Raw genomic sequence first — 22,677 nt, forward strand, 5'->3', positions numbered from 1 at the left:
CCGCACACCTCGAAACCCGCGCCCTCCCGCGCGAGCGGGTTCGTTCAATGGGCGCAAAGCGGCCATTCGCTGTGCGCTGGACATAGGTCCTCTTCGGGTCAAGTCACGACATCTGATCTTGGAGGTTGAAGCTCCGCTATCGTTCTTCCCTGACCACAAGCGGGCCTACTGCTTCGTCGGCCCCGGTCGAGACCTTCTGAACCTCGGCGCCGACGTGTCGACCCTCGTGCGAAGCGGTAATCCAAGACAGTCAGCCAACTCGAGCGTTCGACTGTCCATCGCAAGAATTCAACCAGCTGATCGCCTACCTGGCCGCTACCCGTCGCCTGGAATGCGAACTCGCCTAGTCCGCGACCAATAGCGTGCCCGCTGTTAAGAGATCCCGTTGCGAAATTGCGTTAGTGCAGACAAGAATAGCAATCTCAGTCAATCACTTGCAGTGACTGGTTCTGCGCAGTAGGCTCTGTGTACAAGCACATGCCTGGGACGGTGCGGTATATTCTATCCGCACGGCTCATAGTGGAGCACCAACGTCCGGCCTTAGAATTCCTCAACCTGCGTCGGACGCGGGAGGTTGTGCTTGTCTCGAAATTCTTATCCTCATCTTGCGAGTTGTGCGCTTGGCCAATCGTTTGGCGCCGGAACCAGTGAGATTGTCGAAGCTTCAATAGTTCAACACGCCGCCGCGCTTTATGGCAGTGATGCCCCTACCGCTGTGGCATTCTGCGCGCTTGCGGCATGGTTCGAAGACAAGAAGGACGAGTATAGCTTCTGGCTTCGGGTCTTTGGGCGCCTGCGCAATTAGGTTTGCCCTGTCGGCGACCGCGGTTTAGGCCCAGCTCGATGCGCGCGTTGGCGTTAGGCCAAAGGTGGATCGTCAAACGACGCCTCAGCCGCCAGTGCATAGCCATGTGAGCGTACGGTTCGGATCAGATCCGGTCCAAACCTCTTGAGCGCCCTGCGTATATGTCCCATGTGGATATCGACTGTCCTCGGCTCGACTTCAGCCTCCCGCGACCAGCACGCAGCAATCAAAGTTTCGCGGGACTGAACGACTTCGGGATCCTTGAGAAGGTGGCGCAGAAGCCGAAACTGCAAGGCTGTCAACGGCACCTCGTGACCGTTCCGGCGTACTTTCACAGTCGTCGGGTTCATCTCCAGGTCGGCAAATCGCAACAGCGTTTCGACTGATCTGATGCCCCGTTTCGTGACCAAGGCTTCTGCCCGCAAGCGGCGAAGGAATTGGATGAGGCGAGATGGGTCGAACGGTCGTGTCAGCACGAGATCTGCGTCGGCTATCGCATTGCCGAATTTCCTTGGCGCAGCGGGCTGATTTGAAAGCAGAATGAAGCTGACTTGCGGATGGTTGGCCCTGAAAGGATATAAATCCAGGCGAGCTGCGGAGCCGTCGATGACGACCGCCTGGACAGGATCATTGGAAACCAGCGCCCCGCCAGCGAGTGAAGCGACGAAACCTTCCGTTGCCAGGACGTGCTGGAGAAGCAGGAACAGTTGCGCATCTTGAGAATAGATCAGTACGCGAAATTCCATCCTGCCCTCCGACCTCACAGGGGAGCAAACTCTCCGCCGTTAACGTCCAAGGTCGCGCCGTTGATGAAACCGGCGCTCTCGGAAACAAGGAAGCGAATTGCGGCCGCAACGTCGTCTGGCTTGCCGAGTCGCCCAACTGGAATGCGGGCAAGGGCTGCCCTGTTGGTTTCGCTATCGGGCGGCCCAGCCATGTCAGTGGCGATGCGACCGGGCGCGACGAGATTCACGGTGATATCGTGGCCGGCGCTGTTGGCCACGAGCACCCTGGTCAAGCCGGAGAGCGCCGACTTCGAGGTGACGTAAGCGGCCCCCGCGATCCTGGGAATGGTGCGACCGGCAACAGAGCCCACCAGCACGATGCGGCCGAATCCCCGTTTGATCATGTGTGGCAGGACCGCCTGGCAGCACAGCATCGCACCGGTGACATTGACGGTGTGCACCAACTGCCATTCCTCTGGTGAGACCTCGACAAAAGGCGTCGCACCGCCAGGTCCCTTTGGCGATATGCCCGCGCTGTAGACCAGGATGTCCGGCATGGACCAGAGGCTCTCCAGCTCATCGAAGAACCTCAGTAGCTGAGAGCGCTCCGTCACATCGACGGTGCGGGCCAGAATGTTCCCGACATCAGCGTGCACAGACAGCTTCTCTTTTGCCGATTCAACATGCTGAGGACTTTGACCGAAAAAAGCGACTTTGATGTTCTGCTCCAGCAGGCTCGAAACAGTCGCCAGGCCAATGCCCGAGCTGCCGCCAGCCACGACGGCAACGCGTTCAGGGAGGTCCGTCATGCTGCCTTGTCCATCTCCGCAAACAGGGACAAAGGCGGATGCGCGTCCGGGTCCGTCATCACCTCGATGAGGAGCGGTCCACCACCCTCGATCCCGCGCCTCAAGGCCGGCGGGAGTTGCTCGGGGTCATCGACGCGCACGGAAGGGCACCCGCACGCTTTCGCAATGCCGGCATGATCCACCGCCGAGAAATGGCACGCGGAGGTGTAACTGCCGAACTTCACGGTCTCGGCGTCTCGCTGAAAGCCAAGTATTCCATTGTTGAGAACGATGATCGTAACCGGCAAATTCATGCGCACCATCGTCTCGAGCTCCGCCCAGCTGTGCGCAAAGCCGCCGTCTCCAACGACCGCAACGACTGGACGATCAGGATGAGCGGCCTTTGCGCCCAGCGCCAACGGCAATCCCCAGCCCAGTCCGGCCAATCCCCGCGGTGTGATGAACCGGGCGCCGACGCGCGGTGCGCGCAACTGCCCAAGGATCCACATCGAGGAATAGCTGGCATCCGCAACGATGGTGATGTCCCTTTCAAGAAATCGCTGTAGCCCCGCCATGATGCGTTCGGGTCGGATCGGCGACTGGGGCGACGTCCGTCGGGGTTCGCATGCAAGCTCGAACTGCTCCCAGAAGGTGGCGATCTTTGCCTCGACCACCGAGCGCGAGAGCATTCGCTGTGTCAGGTCGCTCTTCGACAGCGCCTGCCGCAAGGCGGCCAGGGTCTCGGCTGCATCGCCGACCAGGCGGGTTGCCTCGTAGTTGCGGCCTACCTCGGTCGGGTCGATATCGATGTGTACGACGCTGGCTGCCTTCGGAATCTGGCGCCAACTGTCGGTGCCGTTCTGGTTGGTCCGTGTGCCGATAAGCACGACGAGATCGGCCTCCTCCATGAGTTGCTGGCTGTAGAAACCTAGCGAGCACGGCCCAACCAGTGCGCCAAGGACTCCCACCGACAGAGGATGGCGCTCGCTGACAGCGCCTTTTCCCATATTGGTCGTGAAGACAGGAATGCTTGCCTCTTCTTGAAGGCGCGCCAGTTCGTCAGCCGCTCGGCTGCAATGGATGCCGCCGCCGGCAACGATCACCGGCGAGCGCGCGCTGGCTATCTGTTCGGCAACCCGCCGCAGATCAATGTCCGACGGTCTTGAGTGATCAAGCGGCCAGCGTCCCAAGCAGCTTGCGCGAGGCCGGCTTTGCTCGACCGCCGGCGATCGAAGCAAATCGGCCGGCAGAAGCAGGGCGACCGGCCCGGAGCGGCCGGACGTGGCGGCGGTAAATGCCGCATCGACATAGTCGTCGACTCTTTCCGCAACGGTCAGGCGCCTGACCCATTTCGTGCAGGACTGAAACAGGGCAATCTGATCGAAGTCCTGAAAAGCATTGCGATCGGTCTGGTCGCGTTCGACATCCTGGACAAGCGCGACCACAGGAATGCTTGCCTTGAGACATTCGGCCAATGGCGCCACCAGCAGGGTCGCCGCTGGGCCGTTTTGTGCCGCAACCACGCCAACCTTGCCGGACAGCCGCGCATATCCGTCCGACATGGCGCCACCCATGTTCTCCTGCCGATAGGCGATTTGACGAATGCCTCGCGCTTCAGCCGCCAGGATAACGGCCGAGGGCAAGCTCTGGGCAAAGATCATTTCCACTCCGTGCCGCTTCAGCGCGTCCGCGATCCGATCAGCAACGGTGGCTTTGGTAAGAGCCGATTGCATTATTGCTTGTCTCCGTCGCTTGGCTCACCTTGAGCAAGGAAATCATCGAAGACGGCGACAATCCGATCCATCTCCGTGGCCGTCATGGGTGTCGAAAGGCAAGCAGCCGCGCCGAACGGCAGGAGAATTCCCCGATCAAGGAAATGCCTTGTCAAAGCGCGCATGGTTGAAGATTCCTGCGCCGACATCTGCGCTGCCCGGTAGGTTGCCGGCACATCCTTCTTTGGATGGATGCGGAACAACGACGCGGCTCCAGAGACCGAAAACGGCGCCCCTCTTTTTGAGATCGCCTGCGTCAAACCGCTTCGCACTCGATCGCCCAGTTCCTCCAAATGGCTGAAGGCATCGGGCGTCAAAGCTTCCATCGCGATCCGGCCAGCGATCATCGAGATAGGATTCGCGGAAAAGGTACCGCCCTGTGAGACGACCGGCGCATTGTCGTCGGTACCGAAGACCGCCATGACGTCGGCTCGGCCGCCGATGGCTCCGATGGGAAAGCCGCCACCGATGATCTTGCCGGCGGCGACCAGGTCGGGTTCCAGTCCGTAACGCGCCGAGGCGCCGGCAAAGCCCTGGCGCAAGTTGAGAACCTCGTCAGCAACGATGAGAATACCGAGTTTGCGCGCCGTTGCGGAAAGTGCCGTAATGAAGTCAGCGGACGGATGCAGGAGCCCGGCTCGACTCGGCATCGGATCCACCAGGATGGCGGCGATGTCAGCCGCTGCCGGAGCAATGGCCGCTTCGAGGCCCGAGGCGTCGTTGAAATCAAGAACGATCACGCTGTCGGCGATCGCCTTGGGCGCCCCTGTATAGCCGAGCTTCGGCAGGCGCCTGCCCGACACGCCACTCTCGCCGACACCGTTTTGGCCAGCCTCGGCCCAATCGTAGGCTCCGTGGTAGGCGCCTTCGAAGCGCACGATCGAGGATCGGCCGGTGAAGGCGCGCGCGGCCTTCAGGGCATACATCACCGCTTCGGTGCCGCTGTTTACAAACCGCACCTGCTCGACAGCAGGAATGCGCGACACCAGAAGTTCGGCCAGCGCGATTTCATGCTCCATGGGATTGGCAAAACACGTGCCCTGCCGCAGCACGTGACCGATGGCTTCGACCACGGGGCCGAAGCCATGTCCGTGAATCAACGTCGTGAAATTGCTGTTGAGATCGAGCAGCCGATTGCCGTCGACGTCAACGACATAGGCGCCCTCGCCTCTCTCAAGATAAATGGGCAGCGGATCTTTCTCGATGGTCGCCCGTGTAACGCCTGCGGGGAATACCCGCTGGCCACGGCGATAGAGATTGGACGACCGGGCGCGATCAGGCGCCGGCCTTCCCGTATTGGCGTTCTGCGAGAGCATGTTCGGGCTTTCCGTGGGAAATTCAGGTCCGCGTTCGTGCGAACTTCGCGAGTTTGTTGCAACAAAATTACGAGACGTCAAGTCCGTGCAACAAAAATCTGATCAGGCGGGAGCCGAGCGCCTGGCCGCGAGCCGTAACCGACGATAACCGTCGCGAATGTCGTTCTCGAAGGCCGCCCGCAACGCGGCGCCATCCCGCTCGGCAAGCGCTTCCATCGCCATCTGATGATTTCGCACCCCGCTTCTCTCCTGGGCGAACTCTGGATAGAGATTGTAGAGTGAGGGCCCGACGCGCAGCCACAGGCTTTCGATCATCGTGATCAGATGTGGGAGACCGGCTAGCTCATAGACATGGAAGTGAAATTCCTTGTTGTGCCATAGCGCCTCCCCGTAATTGCCAGCGTCGAGAGCCGCGCTGATTCTGCCTTGAATTTGACCAAGCAGTTCAACGTGTTGCGCCGATCCGAAAGGCGCAGCCTTCTCGGAAGCAAGTCCTTCCAGGGCAATCCTTATCGTCGTCAGCTCTTTCAGATCCAATTCCCCCAAGACGGGCACGATGACGGTCTTCGGTCCCGCGTAGACCAGCGCGCCTTCGCTGGTCAGCCGGTTGATGGCATCGCGGGCCGGCGTCGAACTCACCCCCAATTCGCCAGCCACGGCGCGAACCGTCATTTTGTAGCCTGGCCGGTACTTCCCACGGATCAGGCGCTCTTTCATTTCCCGATAGGCGGCGTCCCCCAAGCTGGCGCCCTGCCCACCAGCTCCAGCCACGGTCTTCAGATCCAGCACCATTCTATCCGATCTCTGTTGACAGTCCCCAGTTTTGATGCAACAAAAATATCATGTGAAGTTTTTGCAAAGGAATTGTCGCATCAACTTCTCTTTTTAGCAGCGCTCCCCGCGTCTGTCACGAGCAGCGAAACCACGGATCCAGGTGGCCGAGGCGCTGGATTGCGGAATGCCTGCGCCCGCGTGGCGGGGCAGGCCGGCCCCTATGCCAAGAACAGAGGAGGCAGCATTGATTGGCCAGGCATTGACCCTTTCCCGGCTCCGCAAGAGCTACGGAGATATTGTCGCGGTGAACGAAACCGATCTGGAAATCGGGGCGGGCGAATTCGTCTCCATCGTCGGTCCCTCAGGATCGGGCAAGACGTCACTTTTGACGCTTATCGCCGGATTTGAGCCGCCCTCCAGCGGGGCGATCCGCATCGGCGACAAAGACATCACCTGTCTTGCGCCCAACCTTCGCGACATCGGAATGGTTTTCCAGAAATATGCGCTGTTTCCGCACCTGACCGTCAGGCAGAACATCGCCTTTCCGCTCAAAATGCGTCGCAGGGCCGCGAAATCCGCCATCGCTGCCCGCGTGGACGAGATGCTCGAGCTGGTCCAGTTGCCGCAGCACGGGGATCGCTATCCAAGCCAACTGTCGGGAGGCCAGCAGCAGCGCGTCGCGGTCGCACGTGCGCTCGTTTTTGATCCTCCCGTCATCTTGATGGACGAACCGCTTGGGGCGCTCGACAAGAAGCTGCGTGAGGCCATGCAGATCGAGATCAAGCGCATCCAGGAGCGGCTCGGCGCTACGGTCATCTATGTGACGCATGACCAGGAGGAGGCTCTGACGCTGTCGGATCGCGTCGCGGTCATGCATCATGGCTCATTACAGCAGATTGGAACACCGTCCGAACTCTACCGTCGTCCGAGCAGCGCTCTCGTTGCAGACTTCATCGGAGCCATGAACTTCGTCCCCGGCATCCATGTCGGCAACGAAGCCGGCAAGCACGTCATTCAAGTCGCCGAGGGCATCGTGCTCAAGGCGACAAGGGGCGGAAGACGGGCAATTCCATTCGAGGGGAGTGCTGTATGCCTCGCCATCAGGCCCGAGCACATCAAGATTGCGCCACGGGCGGACAACACGCCCGGAATGTTGGCCGGTACCGTTGAGGCTTCCATCTTTGTTGGGCCAACGCAGATTCTCCTTATCCGCCCGGAAGCTCTGCCAGAAATTGTGCTGCGTGTGCAGATGCCGGCCGATCAAATAGCCGGCCTCGAGCGTGGGGCACTCGTTGCGGTAGCGTTCGACGAAGCGACGCTGCAGGCGTTTCCGGCAGGGGAAAGGCTGGCCGCATGAGGCAGCCGCAACCTTCCTCACGATCGTCACGGATGAAGGACAGGCCGCGGGCTCGATCAATGCGAAGCTACACCCCGGCGGTGTCCTGGATTCTGATTGCCCCTGCTATTGCGATCCTCGCGATAGGATTTCTCTACCCGCTGGCCAGACTATTCATGCTCAGTCTCTCGGCAGGTCCGTCGGCCACTTATGGTCGCCTGCTGCGAGAGCCTCTTTATGCGATGGTACTTGCAAGCAGCATCGTGACTGCGGTTTCCGTTACATTTGCCTGCGTCGTTCTGGGCTACCCGGTCGCGCTCGCAATGGCGCGGCTCAGGAAGCACGCCGCGGCAATCACGACCGCATGTGTTCTCATCCCTCTGTGGACGTCCGTTTTGATCCGCTCTTATGCATGGATCGTTCTTCTCCAGCGCAATGGCCTCATAAACTCTCTGCTCATCTCGGAGGGGCTGACACAAGGACCGATCAAGCTGCTTTACACGCAAGGCGCCGTGATCGTCGCAATGACGCACGTCCTGCTGCCTTTTGCTATTCTGCCCATCTTCTCGAGCCTTCGGGCTGTACCCAATGATTATGTGCGGGCGGCGCACAATCTTGGGGCCGGAAAGGTCAAGGCCTTCTTCCTTGTGACACTACCGCTAAGCCTGCCCGGCGTGTTTGCCGGCGCCATCCTGTGCTTCGTGCTTGCGCTTGGTTTTTACATCACGCCTGCTTTGGTGGGCGGGCCTGAATCGATGATGATGGCCTCACTGATCGGCCAGCAGACCACCGTCCTGCTCGATTGGCCCTTCGCGGCGGCACTGTCGACCGTTCTGCTAGCCATCACGCTTCTGATCGTCGCCGCGTTTCGCAAGTCGCTTTCCTTCAGCAAGGGATTGTCCAGTGTTTATTGACCAGTCGTCCGGGCTGCCTGCCCTGCCCGTGAGCGCAGGGCGATACCAACGCGTGGCCGCTTTGCGGCTGCGCAGGCTGGTGGCACTGCTCGGCGGTGGGCTGATCGTCGGGACAGTGTTGTTTTTCCTTGTGCTGCCGACGCTGCTCATCGTGCCGATGTCGCTCAGCCAAACCGATTATCTGCAGTTCCCACCGCGTGGATTGACCTTGGATTGGTACGGGAGGTTCTTTGGCGATCCCGACTGGATGGCTGCGACCTGGTTCAGCTTCAAGATTGCCATCGCGACCACGCTCAGCGCCACCGTCGTTGGAACCATGACGGCGCTGGCACTAGTGCGTGGGAACCTGCCCTTCAAGAACACGGTCCTGGCGATATCTCTTGGACCGATGATCGTCCCGCACATCGTCTTGGGTGTCGCCCTCTACCTGGTCTTTTCGCCCTTGCAGCTCACAGGGAGCTTTACCGGCTTCCTGGTGGCTCACACCGTTCTTGCGGTTCCCTATGTGGTGATCACCGTCAGTGCATCGCTGCAGCGTTTTGATCCGACCTTGGAGCTCGCCGCATTGAGCTGTGGGGCAAACCGCGTGCGGGCCTTCTTTCGGATTGTGCTCCCCAACATCGCGCCTGGCATCTTCGCTGCTTCGGTCTTTGCTTTCCTTGCGTCCTTCGACGAAGCGACCGTGGCCTTCTTCATCTCGGACATCAGCGGCAAATCGATTGGCCGAAAGATGTTCGAGGACATCGACTTCAACCTCACGCCGGTGATTGCGGCTGCCTCGACGACCTTCGTTGGGCTTTCGCTGCTGCTCATGGCGCTGGCGCATACGGTTGGCCAGCCGAGTGACGGGCGGCGGTAGCGCCCGATCCAATCGAAAAGCATCAAATCAAAAGGAGAACCGCATGTCATCCGACTCGACTCGTTTGTCTAACATCCGGCTTCGGCTGCCCAATTGTGCCTTCGCATGCTTGGTGCCACTTGCCATGTCCATGAATTGGGCATCGGCCACTGAACAGGTGGTCATAGCTTCAACCGGGGGCGCCTATGACCGGGCGCTGAAGGCGGCCTGGTTTGATCCCTTTACCAAGGAGACAGGAATCCAGGTCGTGACCGTCGTCGCGACCAACGCCGAAATGCGCGCCAAGGCGAGCGCGATGGTGAAGGCCGGGAATGTCACATGGGACCTCTATCTCGATGGGGAAATCCAAGCGGCTTCCGAAGCGCATCGCCAGGTAACGGAGGATCTGAGCGCGTTCTGCCAGCAATTTGCCAACCGAAAGGACCTCAGTCCAAACGCTTGCGCGCCCGGCGGCGCGCTACTCCAGTCGACTGCCACGCTTCTGGCTTACCGGACCGGCAAGCCGGGCGGGCCAGTTCCCGAAACCTGGGCGGACATGTGGGACACCAAGAGGTTCCCCGGCGGGCGAGCCTTTCCGAACTTCGATGATCCCTGGCGCGTCATGGCAGCCGCGCTGTTGGCAGACGGCGTCGCCAAGGACAAATTGTTTCCGCTCGATGTCGACCGTGCGCTGGCCAAGCTAGATCAGATTCGACCGGCGATCACGCTGTGGTGGAAAACCGGCGATCAAAGCGTGCAAGGCTTCCGCAACGAGGAGTATTCCCTGGGCCAGATCTGGCTGACGAGGGCAAAGGCGATGCAAACCGAGGGGCTGCCGATTGCATGGTCCAGCAAGGCGTCGTTCCTGGTCGGCGATCGCATTTCGCTCATCAAAGGCGCCCCCCATCATGAGAATGCGCTCAAGTTGATCGCGTTTTGGCTCAACTCGCCAAAGGCACAGGCGCAGGCCTGCGAGGTGCTGTCGTGTACGCCGCCAAGCATCGAAGCCATTGCGTTGATGTCGGATCAAGCGCGAAAGACGATGCCTAGTGCCGACGACATCCGCAATTCGATAGTCGTGCCCGATGCCGATTGGATCAATGCGAATGCGGCCATGCTGTTGGAACGCTGGAACAACTGGATCCGATAGCTGGAAGTTCAGGTCGGGACGATAGTCCGCTGAGGTCTCCAAGAAGAAGCTTGATGACCCGGCGCCGGGTCATTAGGGCAATCGACTTTGCAGTTCAACCTTGCCCAAGCGACGGGAGTGGCGTGCAGGACTTTCGTCCTTTGGTTTTGAACTTCCCGCTGTGCGCTTCGCCTTCGTAAAGGCCCGATCCGTTGCAATGAACCGCTCCAGGATGGGGACGATCAGGCGTATCGGGATCCGCAGGAGGGTTCCCCGCCTCGCGGCCAAGGATCTCGGCGTTATCCAGACTCTATGAGGGTGTCTCACGTCTGTGATGTCTGGTTGCTATGATGATTGCCGAACATACGCACGATGACGAACTCGGCGGATCATTGATCGCCGGGGCGCGCTCGAGCCCGTCCCGGCGATCAACGGCCCCGAAGGAGGTCTTATCCCGGAGCTTTACTTCACCGATCTGGCCTCCCTTCATAAGCTTGTCCTAGCAGCGGCTCCGGCAGGACGATGGTCCCGGTTCACGCAACACTCTGAGCTCTCCAGCGCATCTATCGCGCAGCCTGCCTGCTTGAGCTCGGATCGTAAATTCTCCCAGCCTTGATGCCGATCAAGGGGGCTCGCGGCCTTCTTCGCTATCAAACCGTGATGATCGAGAACTCAGCCTGCCCAACGTGGCGCGGCGTGGGCGAGCCCTACTGGTCGCGACCGGCTATCGAGGTGATGCACGAATGCCGCTCTCGGCCTACCCGGCTGACTTCGACCGAGGCGCGCAACGCGCTCTCGCGCCACGGGCCAAACACGTTCGCCGATCATCGGCGAGAACAAGCGCTGGCGGTGTTGCGGCAGTTTCGCAATCCGCTGGTTCTGATCCGGATCGTCGCGGCGATCGTTTCCGTTGTTATCGGTGAAGGCCGCGAGGCCGTCATCATCGGAGCAATCATCCTAGCGAGTTGCGGTCTCGGCTTCAGTCAGGAATACAGCGCGTCTCGCGCGGTCGGCGCGTTGAAGCAGCGCATCACGATCGCCTATGCCCTGGTCTCGGAATGGTCGAAGAGGCTCTTCTTCGAGCACGACCGGCACCACCCCGGACCACGCCGGCGCGCAAGGCATGGCCGAGCGACAGTCCCGGGCCTGATTGAGGATGCCCGTTCAGCTGGTCACCGACAGGGTGCGTTGCCCTTATCGGCTGGACCGGAAATGGGGGCGACGGAGGCGCACCGAAGGTGAGCGGAATTTTCGCGACAATTGCGCGGCGCTTCACCCCGTTTGAGCCGATGGCCGACGCGATGCGCTCTGGCGAGAAGTTTCCCAGTTTTGTCCGGCGCGCCAGCGGCATGCATCAGGTCTATATCAGCGTGATCGCAATTTCGGTTGCCTTGGCCAACTTTATCCCCATCGACCTGCAGAGACGGGTCGTCGATGTGGCGATTGCCGACAAGAACGTGCGGGCGCTCCTGATGCTCGGCGGCCTGTATCTTGCGGCTATACTCCTGCATGCGGGGCTGAAATACGCACTGATCGTCTATCAGGGCTGGGTCGGAGAGAGCGTGGTGAAGACGGCCCGCGACCAACTCGCTCTCGTCGCCACGCAAAGGTCCGCGCGCGAGCACGCAAGGAGTGGTCAGACCGCCAGCATCATCGGCAACGAGATCGACTATGTTGGCGTATTTGTCGGCACCAGCATCTCTGAATGCGTAGTCAACGTCACGATCATGATCTCCGTCGTATCTTACATGATCTACATGCAGCCGGTGATCGCTCTGGTCAGCGGCGTGTCACTCCTGCCGCAGATCCTGCTTGCGCTTTACATGCAGAAGGACCTGAACACACTCGTGGAACGGCAGGTCGCGCTGGTCCGAAAGCTTGGCAACCAAGCAGTCAATTCCTTCGCCAGCCACTCGACGAAGCGCCGAGCAGCCTTTCGCACCATACGCACGATCTTCAGCAACCGCATTGAATTCTATTTGTTGAAATTCGGGCTGAAGACGTTGCTGAATATAGCCAACGCGATGGGGTCCCTGATGGTCCTGATCGTTGGCGGCTATCTTGTGATCCGCGGGCAGACGACGATCGGCACCGTCGTCGCCTTCATTTCGGGCTTCCAACGCTTGTCGGAACCCACGGGAGAACTTCTCGACTTCTATCGCGCGTATTGGCAAGCGAAAGTGCAATTCCGGATGATCGTCCAGTGGGTCGACGGCGCTCATCCCGCGCAAACCGGACATTCCGCGCACAGTCAGAATTGATCGATGATCTTGCCAGCCAGTAAAGCCACTAGGACAGCTTCAGGCGGAGCTGTCTCCTTGAGCACCGCTTCGCGTTGTACCGCTGGCTGGAGACGCCCCCGTGGGCGCCAGCTTCAGCTTGGCCATTTCATCCTCCGTAAGGTTCGAGCATGAGGTCGTGGGTGACGATCACGCGAACTGGGAAACCCGGCCGTATCGTCAGCGTTGGTGCAATCTGAAGCTGGCGCTCCACAATCTGTTGGCCGACCTGGCTGACGCTGTCGGAAGCGCCGCTGCGTAACGCCCGCACGATCTCACTCTCCTGACCAGACGAGCCTGCCTCGGCCCCAACACTGAGTATGGTCGAGAGCGCGGCCGCCTTGAAGAGTTCGCCCCAGTGGAAGTCCACACCATCCTCAAGGCCGGCATAGCCCTGAGTGTCCGCGCCTGGCTGGCGCTCCAGAACGATCGAATGCCCATTGGGGAAGATCAGTCTGCTCCAGACAAGCAGGACGCGACGCTGTCCGAAACCAACCCCGTTGTCATATTCGCCGATAATGCGGGTACCTTGCGGGATCAGGAGTGCCCGACCCGTTGGACTGTCGTAGACATTCTCCGTTACCTGCGCGGTGATCTGGCCGGGTAGATCTGACCGGATACCGGTGATGAGCGCGGCAGGGATGACGGCTCCGGCCTGAAGTACGTAGGGCGATGCCGGAGCCGTGACACGATCGCGCGCCACCGTGCGACGATCGGCGGCCGCATTCAGAAAGGCTAGCTGACGATCCTGCGCTGTCTGGCCGGTGATGCCGGAACCAGCAAGGTCCGACGTGTCGCCGTTGCCAGGCGCTTCTGTTGTCGTTGATGCGCCCGCCCCTGTCTGGAAAAAGACGCGCGACGTTCGTGCAGCCTCCTGTTCAGCCAAACGGCGTTGTTCGGCCTCGTCGACCGTGGGGGTCGCGATGGTTGGCGGCACCACGGGCTGCCCTTTGTTCTGGGCGTCGAGTATCGGCCGCCCGAGATCGCCGGGCAGCGGCGGCCCAAGGATCGGGCCGGTGTAGTCACGTGGCAGGCTGGCCAGGCCTTCGGCCGGCTGGCGATTTGAAGTCGAATAGAGTTCTTCGCCATGCGAGCCGGTATTGCGGGTCTGAAGCGCGTATATCAGCGCGCCGCCAATGCCGAGCGACGCAACGAAGGCGATGCCAGCGAGCACCTTACGCGACAGGCGGGTGACACGAGGCGCCTCGGCGCGAAGCCGCATGGACTGAGCGGCGATTTCGTTCTCGTTCATGACACGTGCCCTCCCCTCTGCCTTGGTGGGTTGGGAACTTTCGATGCTGTGCCAAAGCGTGACATCCACGGCAGTCGACCGGTTGCCGCCCCATCCCTACGTACGATCCTGACGGTCTGTTGCCGCTTGCCGCTGCCTAGACGAAGTTCAGCTGCGCCGAAGAGGCGGTCAACGATCAGGATGTTTGCGTAGACGCGGCTGTTGGCGATCTGGGCCTCGCCATCCGGACCAATGACAAAGATGGGTGGCATCTCGCCCTGCACGATCCCACGCGGAAACTCGACGTAGACGCGCCTGCCATCGTCGTAGACGGCGACCGGCCTCCATGCCGGAGCGTCCCCTCCGAGGCCATAGCGGTAGTTGCGCGTGGCAACATCCGGGATGATTGGCGTTGACGGAACGACCTGCTCCTTGCCGGTGCGCTGAGCCGGATAAGCCCAGGCCACGGCTGGCATGTAAGGCTTCTGATCCGCACGCAGCTCGATCATATAGCTGCGTCGATCGGTGGTGATGACGAGATTGGTGGAGATGTCCGCACGCGAGGGCTTCACCAGCACATGGACGCGCCGCGTAACTCCTGAGCCACTTTCGGTGTCGCCGATGATCCAGCGCGTAGTATCGCCCGCTGCGATGGGGCCGGTGCCAGTAAGGCTCTCACCCGGCTCGAGCGCGATATCTGTTATCTGCCCTGGCGCGGCATAGACCTGGTAGAGCGCCCCTTCGCTCCAAGGATATATCTGGATGGCGTTATAATAGCCCTCGCGCCGCGGCTGGACGCGAGCGGCTGCGTTGGCGTTCTCGACGCGCGCCTCAGGCGTATTGGCTTCGGCGCCACCCCGTGTCGGCGACCAGCTCGGCGGGACATGCAACGGTTTCGGCTTCCCATCAGTCGCGACAGCCGGGACCGTTGGCAAAGGCGGCACGAAGGCATCGTAGTCAATCTGCGGCGGCTTCTGAGACGTGGCACAGCCTCCGAGCATGGCCCCCGAAACCAAAACCGCCGCGCATGCGTATCCATGAAAGGCAGGAGTGGTCAAAACGCGCAATGCCAGCTTCATTGGGTCATCTCCCGCGACCAGTTGATGGCGTTGACGTAGATGCCGAGCGGATTGGCCCGAAGCCGTTCGGCATCGTTTGGCGGCTGGACCACGATTGTCAGGATCGCGGTCCAGTGCTCTGTGGTAGAGAGCTGGCCGCTTTCGTAATGACGCTCGGTCCAGGCGACGCGGAAGGAAGCCGCAGAAGCGCGGATGACCGAGGACACTTCGACCGCGACCTGCTGCTTGCCGATCTTGGCGAACGGTTCGTTGGCGCGGGCATAGTCGTTGAGCGCCGCAGCACCTTGGTCGGTCGTCCATTCATAGGCGCGTAGCCAGTTCTGGCGCACGATGATCGGATCGGCCGGGATTGATCGGACCTGTTCGACGAAGCGGGCGAGATGCCATGCTATTTGCGGATCGGTAGGCTTATAGTCGGTGGTCGCAGGCGCGACCGTCTGCGCCTGCCCGAGAGTATCGACTTGCACGACCCATGGCACGACCGTGCCTCGGCTCGACTGCCAGACGAGGGAGCCGACAAGGCCAGCCGACAGGATCAGCGATCCGAAGGCCATGATGCGCCAGTTCCTCGCCTGCACGCGGGCCGAACCGATGCGCTCGTCCCAAACCTGCGCTGCCTTCTGGTAAGGCGTCTCCGGTTGAGGTGTCTTACCGTAGTGAACGGCGGGTCGTCTGAAGATGTTCATGGATCACTTGCCTTCAGAAAGAGAAATGGAGTTTCCGCTGCCGTGGGCCTCGCCGGAGCGCACGGCATGGGCAGTGGCCTGGACACCATGAGACAGGCGCTGGGATCGCTGCATGCGTTTGGCCCAGGCAGGCGGGCCTTGTGCTGCGCTGCTGGCTTGGCCAGCGCGACCAAACGATGGATCGTTGGCAGGCTCGCCCGCCTCTCCCACAGTCCCTAGTGTCGATGAACCACCGGTCGCTTCGACGGCGGAACTGACGCCGGAGGCAAAGCTCAACTTCATTGATTGACTGGCGCGCGCCGCAGCACGCTTGAGTGGCGAGGCTGCGCCGGACATAGCAGCGCCTACGACGCCACCTAGACCTGAGGCGACGCCACCGGCGCCGGTCTGGCCGGCCGACCCGAGGGCATAAGCGGTCGAAGCGCCTCCCGCGAAAAATGAGCCGCTCCTAGCCGCTCCGGAGAAAGCGGTGGCTCCTCCACGTGCTGCAAGGCCCGCAGCGCCGCCGGCGACGAGCGCCGTGCCGCCAGCGGCGAGGCCCGTGCCAACCGCGGCGCCGGCACCAAGCTGCGGTCCGCCCGAGACCAGACCATTGGCAATGCCAGGGCCGAAGATGCCGAGACCGAGCAGCGACAGTGCCGCCAGCACGATCGCCATGGCTTGATCGATGGTAGGATTCTCGCCACCGAAACCTTGGGTGAATTCGCTGAAGAGCGTCGAGCCGATGCCGATCACGACGGCAAGAACAAGTACCTTGATACCGGACGAAATGACGTTGCCGAGCACGCGTTCAGCCATGAAGGCCGTCTTGCCGAAGAGGCCGAACGGGATCAGGACGAAGCCTGCCAGCGTCGACAGCTTGAATTCGATCAGCGTGACGAAGAGCTGCACAGCCAGAATGAAGAAGGCAAGCAGGACAAGCGCCCATGCGAAAAGCAGGCAAGCGATCTGAATGAAATTTTCGAAGAAAGACACATAGCCCATCAGCCCCGAGATGGCCTCGAGTAACGGTCGTCCAGCGTCGAGCCCGGTCTGCGCCACCTTGCCAGGCCGCAGCAGGTCCTGGACTGTGAATCCGGTGCCGCTTGCCTTGAGGCCGAGGCCGGAGAAGCTTTCGAAGACGATCCGGGCAAGACTGTTCCAGTTGGAAATCAGGTAAGCGAAGACGCCCACGAACAGCGTCTTCTTGACGAGCCGCGCGAGGATGTCGTCGTCGGCGCCCCAACTCCAAAAGAGGGCCGCGAGCGTCACATCAATGACGATCAGGGTGGTGGCGACGAACGCGACTTCGCCGCCGAGCAAGCCGAAGCCACTGTCTATGTAACGCGTAAACGTGCCGAGGAATTGGTCGATAATGCCGGTGCTGCCCATGCCTATCGAGCCCCCGGCGAGTTCGCATCCGGCGACGGCAGGGTGACCCGCTGTGAAGTCGAGCTCGCAAATGGCGCTTTGGAACCGAGGAAACGGTCGCGCTGCTCGCTCCACAGGCGCAAACAGCCGCTGTCGCGCAACGCACCCTCACCGAGCACCTGGCAACGGCGAAGACCCTCGCGGAGCGGGCTCTGCGACGTCGCCGGCGCCTCGAGCACTGCTGCCTCAGGCTTGTCCTCCTTCCGGGTCATCTCGACAACTGTCGCGGCGACTGCGATGGCAACGAAGATGACGGCGATGGTGCGAGCAAGGGTCTTGCCATCCACTGTCGTGATCCTCAGCGGTTGAACATTGAGGCATTGCCGGCCTGGTAACCGGAGCCGGGGGCGAGGAAGCGGCGGCGCTGCACGCGACCCTGTTCCGCAGCAGCCGCACGTTCGGCTTCTGTCAGCGCCTGGGCACGACCGTTGGCAGCGACGACGGCGGTTAGGTCGGTGAGTTGCTGGGCCTGGAGTGCGAGAAGCTGGTTGCCGGCCTGCGTCGCCTGCAGCGCGCCGGTCGCGGATTGGCTGGCGCCGACCAGCGCCGACATTTGGGAGCGATTGGTCTCGATATTGCCGGCGACGCCGGCCTGCACGCGCATGGCATCCTGGAGGCCGCCAACCGTGTTTTGCCAGCGCGAGCGGGCATCCGCGACAAGCTGCTGATCGGAAGAGGAGAGTGAAACCGAGCCGTATTGCTGCTCAAAGATCTTGTCGACCTCTTGGACGTCAAAGGCGATGTTTTGCGCTTCACCGAGGAGCTGCTGCGTTCGCTGTAGCGATTGCTGCAATTGCTGGAGGGAGGAAAACGGCAGGCTTGCAAGGTTGCGAGCCTGGTTGATCAGCATCTGCGCTTCATTCTGAAGCGATGTGATCTGGTTGGTGATCTGCTGAAGCGACCGTGCTGCCGTCAGCACATTTTGCGCATAGTTCGAGGGATCAAACACGATGAACGCATGCGCCGGTGCAACCACTATCGGCGACACCAAGAGCGGCGGAGCGAGCATTGCCGTGGCCAGTGCGAAGGCGTGCGAGCGGATGCGAAAGGCATTCATGATTGGGGCTCCTTTTCGGCTCGTGGGATGGGAGTGGGCAGGTCGGGAATGAGGTCAGCGGCCCAGCCGGCGTTTCGGGCCCGCAGCCAGGCGGCGAGGAAACCGTCGCGACCGTGCTCGGCAACCATGCTGGCGATCAAAGCCTGATCGGTCTTGGAGGATGCTGCGCAGAGCGCGAGACCGATCTCCGACAGGCCGAGTTCAAACAGACGGTTGCCGCGCCGTGACTGGCAGTAGTAATCGCGTTTGGGCGTCGCGCGCGCCAGGATCTCAATCTGGCGGTCGTTGAGGCCAAAGCGACGATAGATTGCTGTGATCTGCGGCTCGATTGCGCGTTCGTTCGGCAAGAGCAGCCTGGTCGGGCAGCTCTCGATAATCGCCGGTGCGATCCCCGAATTGTCGATGTCGGAAAGCGACTGGGTGGCAAAGACCACGCTGGCGTTCTTCTTGCGCAGCGTCTTCAACCACTCGCGAAGCTGGGTCGCGAAGCCTTCATCATCGAGCGCCAGCCAGCCCTCGTCGATGATGAGCAATGACGGCCGCCCGTCGAGCCGGTCACCAATGCGGTGGAACAAATAAGATAGAACGGCCGGCGCTGCGCCGGTGCCAACGAGGCCCTCGATCTCGAACGCCTGCACGGATGCCTTGCCGAGGTGCTCGGCCTCGGAATCGAGCAGGCGGCCGTACGGGCCTCCGATGCAATAGGACTGGAGCGCTTGTTTCAGATCGTTCGCCTGAAGCAGTACGCAAAGGCCGGTGATGGTGCGCTCCTCGACCGGTGCCGAGGCGAGCGATGTCAGTGCGGTCCAGATGTGCTCCTTGACATCCGGGGTGACCGGGATGCCTTCGCGCGCAAGGATCGCAAGAACCCAGTCGGCCGCCCAGGCGCGCTCATAGGTGTCCTGTATGCGTGCGAGCGGTTGGAGCGAGACGGAGGCTTCGCTGCCTTCGGTGAGCCCACCCCCAAGGTCGTGCCAGTCTCCGCCCATGGCGAGCGCTGCGGCACGGATCGAGCCGCCGAAGTCGAAGGCGAAAACCTGCGAGCGCGCATAGCGGCGAAACTGCAAGGCCATCAGCGCGAGCAACACCGACTTGCCCGCGCCCGTGGGGCCGACGACGAGGGTGTGGCCGACGTCGTCGACGTGGAGGGACAACCGGAACGGGGTCGAGCCTTCGGTCTTGCCGTAAAGCAAGGGAGGGCTACCCAAATGCTCGTCCCGTTCCGGCCCGGCCCACACGGCAGAGAGGGGGATCATGTGGGCAAGATTTAGCGTCGAGATCGGCGGCTGGCGGACATTGGCGTAGGCATGCCCTGGCAACGAGCCCAGCCAGGCGTCGACTGCATTGACGGTTTCGACGATTGCCGTGAAGTCGCGCCCCTGGACGACTTTCTCGACCAGGCGCAGTTTCTCATCCGCAAGACGCGGGTCGGCATCCCAGACCGCGATAGTCGCGGTGACATAGGCCATGCCCGAGACGTCAGCGCCGAGTTCCTGTAATGCCATGTCGGCGTCGGCCGCCTTGTTGGCGGCGTCCGTGTCCACGAGCACGGACGCCTCGTTTGTCATGACCTCCTTCAGGATCGCGGCGATGCTCTTCCTTTTGGCAAACCATTGCCGCCGGATCTTCGTCAGCAGCTTGGCAGCGTCGACCTTGTCGAGCAGGATCGCGCGCGTTGCCCATCGATAGGGAAAGGCTAGCCGATTGAGATCATCGAGCAGGCCTGGTGTCGTCACGGCCGGGAACCCGACGATGGTGAGCACGCGCAGATGCTGGTCGCCAAGGCGCGGCTCAAGCCCGCCGGTCAATGGCTGGTCGGCCAGCAGCGCATCGAGATAGATTGGCGTCTCCGGAACGCGCACCCTATGGCGCTTCGTGGAGACAGTCGAATGCAGGTAGGTCAGCGTCTGGCTGTCATCGAGCCACTGGCATTCCGGCATGAAGCCGTCGAGCAGAGAAAGCACGCGCTCCGTGCGGTCGACAAAGGCGCGCAGGGTTTCGTGCGCGTCCACGTCCGAATGTTCGCGGCCCTCGTAAAGCCATCTCTCCGCGCGAGCGATATCCTCGGCCGGCGGCAGATAGACGAACGTGAGGAAGTAAGTCGACACGAAGTGGATCCCCTCCTCCTCGAAGTCGGCTTTGCGCTCGGCATCCACCAAGCCTGAAGCAGGGTCGGGAAACTGGCTGTCGGGATAGGTCGCTGCCTCATGCCGCTGTGCCTCGACGAAGATGCTCCAACCGGAGCCTAGACGACGAAAGGCGTTGTTGATGCGGGAGGACACCGCGACCAGCTCCGCTGCGACAGCGGAATCGAGATCCGGTCCGCGAAACTTCGCCGTGCGCTGAAAACTCCCATCCTTGTTGAGCACTACTCCTTTCGTGACGAGCGCGGCCCAAGGCAGGTAGTCAGCAAGGCGGCTGGCGGTGCGGCGGAATTCGGCAAGGTTCATCATCGCCGCGGCCTCAAACCGATAGATGGCCGGGGATGCGCAGATGCCGACGGCCGACTTCCACGAACAGCGGATCGCGTTTCGCGGCCCATACGGCCGTGAAATGGCCGAGCACCCAGAGGACAAGACCGACCAGCCAGAGGCGGAGGCCGAGGCCAACCGCGCCTGCCAGCGTGCCGTTCAAAATTGCTATTGAACGCGGCGCGCCTGCGAGCAGGATGTGCTCGGTCAATGCTCTGTGGACGGGAACGGTGAACCCCGGTACCGCATCGAGCTGCTCGAAGGCCATCAGATCAGTGCTCCGCCGCCGAATGAGAAGAACGACAGAAAGAAGCTGGACGCCGCGAAGGCGATCGACAGGCCGAAGACGATCTGGATCAGCCGCCTGAACCCCCCGGAGGTATCGCCAAAGGCAAGTGTCAGCCCGGTCACAATGATGATGATGACGGCAATGATCTTGGAGACCGGGCCTTCGATCGACTGAAGGATCCTCTCCAGCGGTTGCTCCCAGGGCATCGACGAGCCGGCCGCATTGGCGGCCGAGGCGCACATCAGACTGATGGCGAGCGTCGTGGCGGCAGTAGCCGCATAACTGTAGTCGCGCGAAAACGTGCGGATCATGAATTGTCTCCTGTGTCGTTCGGGGTGGCTTGGGAGGTGCGATAGTCGCCGTCGGGGCCAAGCCCTTCGACGCGCGTGAGTTCGGTGAGCCTGCGCGCGGACCCGCGTCCGGATAGAACAGCGACGAGGTCGATGGTTTCCGCAATCAGCGCGCGCGGGACGGTGACGACGGCTTCCTGGATAAGTTGCTCGAGACGGCGCAGGGCACCGATCCCGGAGCCGGCATGAATGGTGCCGATGCCACCGGGGTGCCCGGTGCCCCATGCCTTCAGAAGGTCGAGGGCTTCCGAGCCGCGCACCTCGCCGATGGGAATACGGTCGGGGCGCAGGCGAAGCGAGGATCGGACGAGATCGGCGAGCGTAGCGACACCATCCTTGGTCCGCATGACGACAAGGTTGGGCGCGGAGCATTGCAGCTCGCGCGTGTCCTCGATGATGACGACACGATCCGCCCCCTTCGCCACTTCGGCGAGCAGGGCGTTGGTCAACGTCGTCTTGCCGGTGGAAGTGCCGCCGGCAACGAGAATGTTTGCACGGGCTGCGACAGCGGCAAGCAGAGTCACGGCCTGGTTCGCGGTCATGATGCCCGCCGCCACGTAGTCGTCCAACGTGAAGACAGCGACGGCAGGTTTGCGGATTGCGAAGGCAGGTGCTGCAACGACTGGCGGCAGCAGCCCTTCGAAACGTTCGCCGGTTTCCGGTAATTCGGCCGACACGCGCGGAGAACGAGGATGTACCTCCGCCCCGACGTGATGGGCGACCAAGCGCACAATGCGTTCGCCATCGGCGGCCGACAGCACCTCCCCCGTATCGGCCAGACCTTCGGCGAGCTGATCAATCCAGATTCGGCCATCCGGGTTCAGCATCACTTCGACGATTGCGGGATCGTCCAGCAACCGTGTGATGGCGGCTCCGAGCGCTGTGCGCAGCATGCGCGAACTGCGCGTACGCGCTTCTGTGTTGTTGTGCGAAACCGCCATCTGGTCCCCATTTTGTTTGTCGGGAACTGGTCAGGCGGTCCCCGGTCGGGGATGATTAAAAGAGCCGGATGCTGGATCGCTTCAACAAGTATATCGAGGCGTAGTAGTGTGGCGTGTAAATACAGGAGAAGGACGGTGCCGCCGTTGCCTTCCTTCGATTCGAGAACGGCTTCGCAGATCGAATCATCGAACCTCAGAAGTGGCGATAGACAGCATCAGCGACAGGATGATCATCGGCAACGTCGGCGCCGACGTCGTCGGCATGATTGTCATACTCGTCACCTGATCATCTTCGTCGTCGTCGCCGATCAAGATCCTGATTGCTCCTTGACGATTCCAAGCTGGCTTTCGCCGCTGCGGGCTTAGCCAGCGATGGCTCTATCCGTCTGTCGGCATGGCCCAAACCGAGACTCGGGGTTCGGGGGCGCAGGCAACAGAGCGCCCCCTGCTCTTTGAATAGCCTATTGCACAATACCCTAACAATGGT

The 22,677-nt window shown here is 61.5% G+C and carries 23 protein-coding genes and 1 pseudogene; 7 read left to right on the top strand and 17 right to left on the bottom strand.

Going from position 1 to position 22,677, the window contains the following annotated elements; all coding sequences use genetic code 11:
* Nucleotides 1-580 precede the first annotated feature (580 nt).
* On the top strand, nt 581-805 hold the full coding sequence (locus AU465_RS38145; RefSeq protein ID WP_512699441.1) for a Y4oE-related protein: 225 nt from the start codon (nt 581-583) through the stop codon (nt 803-805).
* Nucleotides 806-858: 53 nt separating this feature from the next.
* Here the strand turns inward: AU465_RS38145 and AU465_RS24870 are convergent, their stop codons facing one another.
* From AU465_RS24870 to AU465_RS24890, 5 genes are all read right to left on the bottom strand, one after another.
* Nucleotides 859-1,551, bottom strand: a complete 693-nt coding sequence (locus AU465_RS24870; protein WP_192254194.1) for a winged helix family transcriptional regulator — start codon at nt 1,549-1,551, stop codon at nt 859-861.
* Nucleotides 1,552-1,565: 14 nt separating this feature from the next.
* Nucleotides 1,566-2,339 (bottom strand): SDR family oxidoreductase, encoded by a 774-nt coding sequence (locus AU465_RS24875; protein ID WP_192254196.1) that lies wholly within the window; start codon nt 2,337-2,339, stop codon nt 1,566-1,568.
* Entirely contained in the window at nt 2,336-4,051 is a 1,716-nt protein-coding gene (locus tag AU465_RS24880) for an acetolactate synthase catalytic subunit (protein ID WP_192254198.1), read from the bottom strand. The genes AU465_RS24875 and AU465_RS24880 overlap by 4 nt, the downstream gene beginning before the upstream one ends.
* Entirely contained in the window at nt 4,051-5,406 is a 1,356-nt protein-coding gene (locus AU465_RS24885; protein WP_192254200.1) for an aspartate aminotransferase family protein, read from the bottom strand. Before AU465_RS24885 ends, AU465_RS24880 begins: the two co-directional genes overlap by 1 nt.
* A gap of 102 nt (nt 5,407-5,508) precedes the next feature.
* Nucleotides 5,509-6,198 carry a GntR family transcriptional regulator gene (locus AU465_RS24890; RefSeq protein ID WP_192254202.1) on the bottom strand — a complete coding sequence of 230 codons (690 nt, stop codon included), beginning with the start codon at nt 6,196-6,198 and terminating at the stop codon, nt 5,509-5,511.
* Nucleotides 6,199-6,424: 226 nt separating this feature from the next.
* Here AU465_RS24890 and AU465_RS24895 point away from each other — a divergent pair, with 226 nt between their 5' ends.
* The 4 genes from AU465_RS24895 (at nt 6,425) to AU465_RS24910 (ending at nt 10,418) form a co-directional block, all read left to right on the top strand.
* The gene (locus AU465_RS24895) at nt 6,425-7,537 is read left to right on the top strand and encodes an ABC transporter ATP-binding protein (RefSeq protein WP_192254204.1); all 1,113 of its coding nucleotides are present in this window, start codon (nt 6,425-6,427) and stop codon (nt 7,535-7,537) included.
* A gap of 59 nt (nt 7,538-7,596) precedes the next feature.
* Nucleotides 7,597-8,430: an ABC transporter permease gene (locus AU465_RS24900; RefSeq protein ID WP_246506371.1), complete on the top strand. Its 834-nt coding sequence runs from the start codon at nt 7,597-7,599 to the stop codon at nt 8,428-8,430.
* 52 nt (nt 8,431-8,482) lie between these two features.
* Nucleotides 8,483-9,289, top strand: a complete 807-nt coding sequence (locus tag AU465_RS24905) for an ABC transporter permease (RefSeq protein ID WP_376774895.1) — start codon at nt 8,483-8,485, stop codon at nt 9,287-9,289.
* A gap of 124 nt (nt 9,290-9,413) precedes the next feature.
* Nucleotides 9,414-10,418 carry an ABC transporter substrate-binding protein gene (locus AU465_RS24910; protein ID WP_376774896.1) on the top strand — a complete coding sequence of 335 codons (1,005 nt, stop codon included), beginning with the start codon at nt 9,414-9,416 and terminating at the stop codon, nt 10,416-10,418.
* 156 nt (nt 10,419-10,574) lie between these two features.
* Here AU465_RS24910 and AU465_RS36735 read toward each other — a convergent pair.
* Nucleotides 10,575-10,695 (bottom strand): annotated as a pseudogene (locus AU465_RS36735) (DUF2274 domain-containing protein); the annotation flags it as partial.
* 317 nt (nt 10,696-11,012) lie between these two features.
* On the opposite strand from AU465_RS36735, the gene AU465_RS24920 reads away from it, so the two are divergent.
* Both AU465_RS24920 and AU465_RS24925 read left to right on the top strand, forming a co-directional pair.
* Nucleotides 11,013-11,639: a cation-transporting P-type ATPase gene (locus AU465_RS24920; RefSeq protein ID WP_192254210.1), complete on the top strand. Its 627-nt coding sequence runs from the start codon at nt 11,013-11,015 to the stop codon at nt 11,637-11,639.
* Nucleotides 11,636-12,658 carry an ABC transporter transmembrane domain-containing protein gene (locus AU465_RS24925; RefSeq protein WP_192254212.1) on the top strand — a complete coding sequence of 341 codons (1,023 nt, stop codon included), beginning with the start codon at nt 11,636-11,638 and terminating at the stop codon, nt 12,656-12,658. The genes AU465_RS24920 and AU465_RS24925 overlap by 4 nt, the downstream gene beginning before the upstream one ends.
* Before the next feature lie 127 nt (nt 12,659-12,785).
* Here the strand turns inward: AU465_RS24925 and AU465_RS24930 are convergent, their stop codons facing one another.
* From AU465_RS24930 to AU465_RS37220, 11 genes are all read right to left on the bottom strand, one after another.
* Nucleotides 12,786-13,928 (bottom strand): TraB/TrbI/VirB10 family type IV secretion system protein, encoded by a 1,143-nt coding sequence (locus tag AU465_RS24930; RefSeq protein WP_192254214.1) that lies wholly within the window; start codon nt 13,926-13,928, stop codon nt 12,786-12,788.
* Nucleotides 13,925-14,986: a P-type conjugative transfer protein TrbG gene (gene trbG / locus AU465_RS24935; RefSeq protein ID WP_192254216.1), complete on the bottom strand. Its 1,062-nt coding sequence runs from the start codon at nt 14,984-14,986 to the stop codon at nt 13,925-13,927. The genes AU465_RS24930 and trbG overlap by 4 nt, the downstream gene beginning before the upstream one ends.
* Entirely contained in the window at nt 14,983-15,672 is a 690-nt protein-coding gene (trbF, locus tag AU465_RS24940; RefSeq protein WP_192254218.1) for a conjugal transfer protein TrbF, read from the bottom strand. The genes trbG and trbF overlap by 4 nt, the downstream gene beginning before the upstream one ends.
* Before the next feature lie 3 nt (nt 15,673-15,675).
* Nucleotides 15,676-17,043 (bottom strand): P-type conjugative transfer protein TrbL, encoded by a 1,368-nt coding sequence (gene trbL / locus AU465_RS24945; RefSeq protein WP_192254220.1) that lies wholly within the window; start codon nt 17,041-17,043, stop codon nt 15,676-15,678.
* A 2-nt stretch (nt 17,044-17,045) separates the two neighbouring features.
* Nucleotides 17,046-17,369 carry a putative entry exclusion protein TrbK-alt gene (gene trbK-alt, locus AU465_RS24950; protein WP_192254222.1) on the bottom strand — a complete coding sequence of 108 codons (324 nt, stop codon included), beginning with the start codon at nt 17,367-17,369 and terminating at the stop codon, nt 17,046-17,048.
* Nucleotides 17,370-17,380: 11 nt separating this feature from the next.
* Entirely contained in the window at nt 17,381-18,139 is a 759-nt protein-coding gene (gene trbJ, locus AU465_RS24955; protein ID WP_192254224.1) for a P-type conjugative transfer protein TrbJ, read from the bottom strand.
* On the bottom strand, nt 18,136-20,592 hold the full coding sequence (trbE, locus tag AU465_RS24960) for a conjugal transfer protein TrbE (RefSeq protein ID WP_192254226.1): 2,457 nt from the start codon (nt 20,590-20,592) through the stop codon (nt 18,136-18,138). The genes trbJ and trbE overlap by 4 nt, the downstream gene beginning before the upstream one ends.
* Before the next feature lie 10 nt (nt 20,593-20,602).
* Nucleotides 20,603-20,878, bottom strand: a complete 276-nt coding sequence (locus tag AU465_RS24965) for a VirB3 family type IV secretion system protein (protein WP_192254228.1) — start codon at nt 20,876-20,878, stop codon at nt 20,603-20,605.
* Nucleotides 20,878-21,210, bottom strand: coding sequence for a TrbC/VirB2 family type IV secretion system protein (locus tag AU465_RS24970; RefSeq protein WP_192254230.1), 333 nt, complete (start codon nt 21,208-21,210; stop codon nt 20,878-20,880). Before AU465_RS24970 ends, AU465_RS24965 begins: the two co-directional genes overlap by 1 nt.
* The gene (trbB, locus tag AU465_RS24975; RefSeq protein ID WP_192254232.1) at nt 21,207-22,190 is read right to left on the bottom strand and encodes a P-type conjugative transfer ATPase TrbB; all 984 of its coding nucleotides are present in this window, start codon (nt 22,188-22,190) and stop codon (nt 21,207-21,209) included. Before trbB ends, AU465_RS24970 begins: the two co-directional genes overlap by 4 nt.
* Before the next feature lie 183 nt (nt 22,191-22,373).
* The gene (locus tag AU465_RS37220; RefSeq protein WP_281396881.1) at nt 22,374-22,502 is read right to left on the bottom strand and encodes a hypothetical protein; all 129 of its coding nucleotides are present in this window, start codon (nt 22,500-22,502) and stop codon (nt 22,374-22,376) included.
* Nucleotides 22,503-22,677 lie beyond the last annotated feature (175 nt).

Origin of the sequence: Mesorhizobium silamurunense, from assembly GCF_014843905.1 — a bacterium.
Taxonomy (GTDB): domain Bacteria; phylum Pseudomonadota; class Alphaproteobacteria; order Rhizobiales; family Rhizobiaceae; genus Mesorhizobium; species Mesorhizobium silamurunense.

Excerpts from the sequence above, each read along its gene's own strand:
- AU465_RS24890 (WP_192254202.1), bottom strand. The coding sequence starts at position 6,198 with ATGGTGCTGGATCTGAAGACCGTGGCTGGAGCTGGTGGGCAGGGCGCC.
- trbL (WP_192254220.1), bottom strand. The coding sequence starts at position 17,043 with ATGGGCAGCACCGGCATTATCGACCAATTCCTCGGCACGTTTACGCGT.
- AU465_RS24880 (WP_192254198.1), bottom strand. The coding sequence starts at position 4,051 with ATGCAATCGGCTCTTACCAAAGCCACCGTTGCTGATCGGATCGCGGAC.
- trbJ (WP_192254224.1), bottom strand. The coding sequence starts at position 18,139 with ATGAATGCCTTTCGCATCCGCTCGCACGCCTTCGCACTGGCCACGGCA.
- AU465_RS24970 (WP_192254230.1), bottom strand. The coding sequence starts at position 21,210 with ATGATCCGCACGTTTTCGCGCGACTACAGTTATGCGGCTACTGCCGCC.
- trbB (WP_192254232.1), bottom strand. The coding sequence starts at position 22,190 with ATGGCGGTTTCGCACAACAACACAGAAGCGCGTACGCGCAGTTCGCGC.
- AU465_RS24930 (WP_192254214.1), bottom strand. The coding sequence starts at position 13,928 with ATGAACGAGAACGAAATCGCCGCTCAGTCCATGCGGCTTCGCGCCGAG.
- AU465_RS24920 (WP_192254210.1), top strand. The coding sequence starts at position 11,013 with ATGCCGATCAAGGGGGCTCGCGGCCTTCTTCGCTATCAAACCGTGATG.
- AU465_RS24900 (WP_246506371.1), top strand. The coding sequence starts at position 7,597 with ATGCGAAGCTACACCCCGGCGGTGTCCTGGATTCTGATTGCCCCTGCT.
- trbG (WP_192254216.1), bottom strand. The coding sequence starts at position 14,986 with ATGAAGCTGGCATTGCGCGTTTTGACCACTCCTGCCTTTCATGGATAC.
- AU465_RS24870 (WP_192254194.1), bottom strand. The coding sequence starts at position 1,551 with ATGGAATTTCGCGTACTGATCTATTCTCAAGATGCGCAACTGTTCCTG.
- trbF (WP_192254218.1), bottom strand. The coding sequence starts at position 15,672 with ATGAACATCTTCAGACGACCCGCCGTTCACTACGGTAAGACACCTCAA.
- AU465_RS24910 (WP_376774896.1), top strand. The coding sequence starts at position 9,414 with ATGTCCATGAATTGGGCATCGGCCACTGAACAGGTGGTCATAGCTTCA.
- trbE (WP_192254226.1), bottom strand. The coding sequence starts at position 20,592 with ATGATGAACCTTGCCGAATTCCGCCGCACCGCCAGCCGCCTTGCTGAC.
- AU465_RS24965 (WP_192254228.1), bottom strand. The coding sequence starts at position 20,878 with ATGGCCTTCGAGCAGCTCGATGCGGTACCGGGGTTCACCGTTCCCGTC.
- AU465_RS24875 (WP_192254196.1), bottom strand. The coding sequence starts at position 2,339 with ATGACGGACCTCCCTGAACGCGTTGCCGTCGTGGCTGGCGGCAGCTCG.
- AU465_RS24885 (WP_192254200.1), bottom strand. The coding sequence starts at position 5,406 with ATGCTCTCGCAGAACGCCAATACGGGAAGGCCGGCGCCTGATCGCGCC.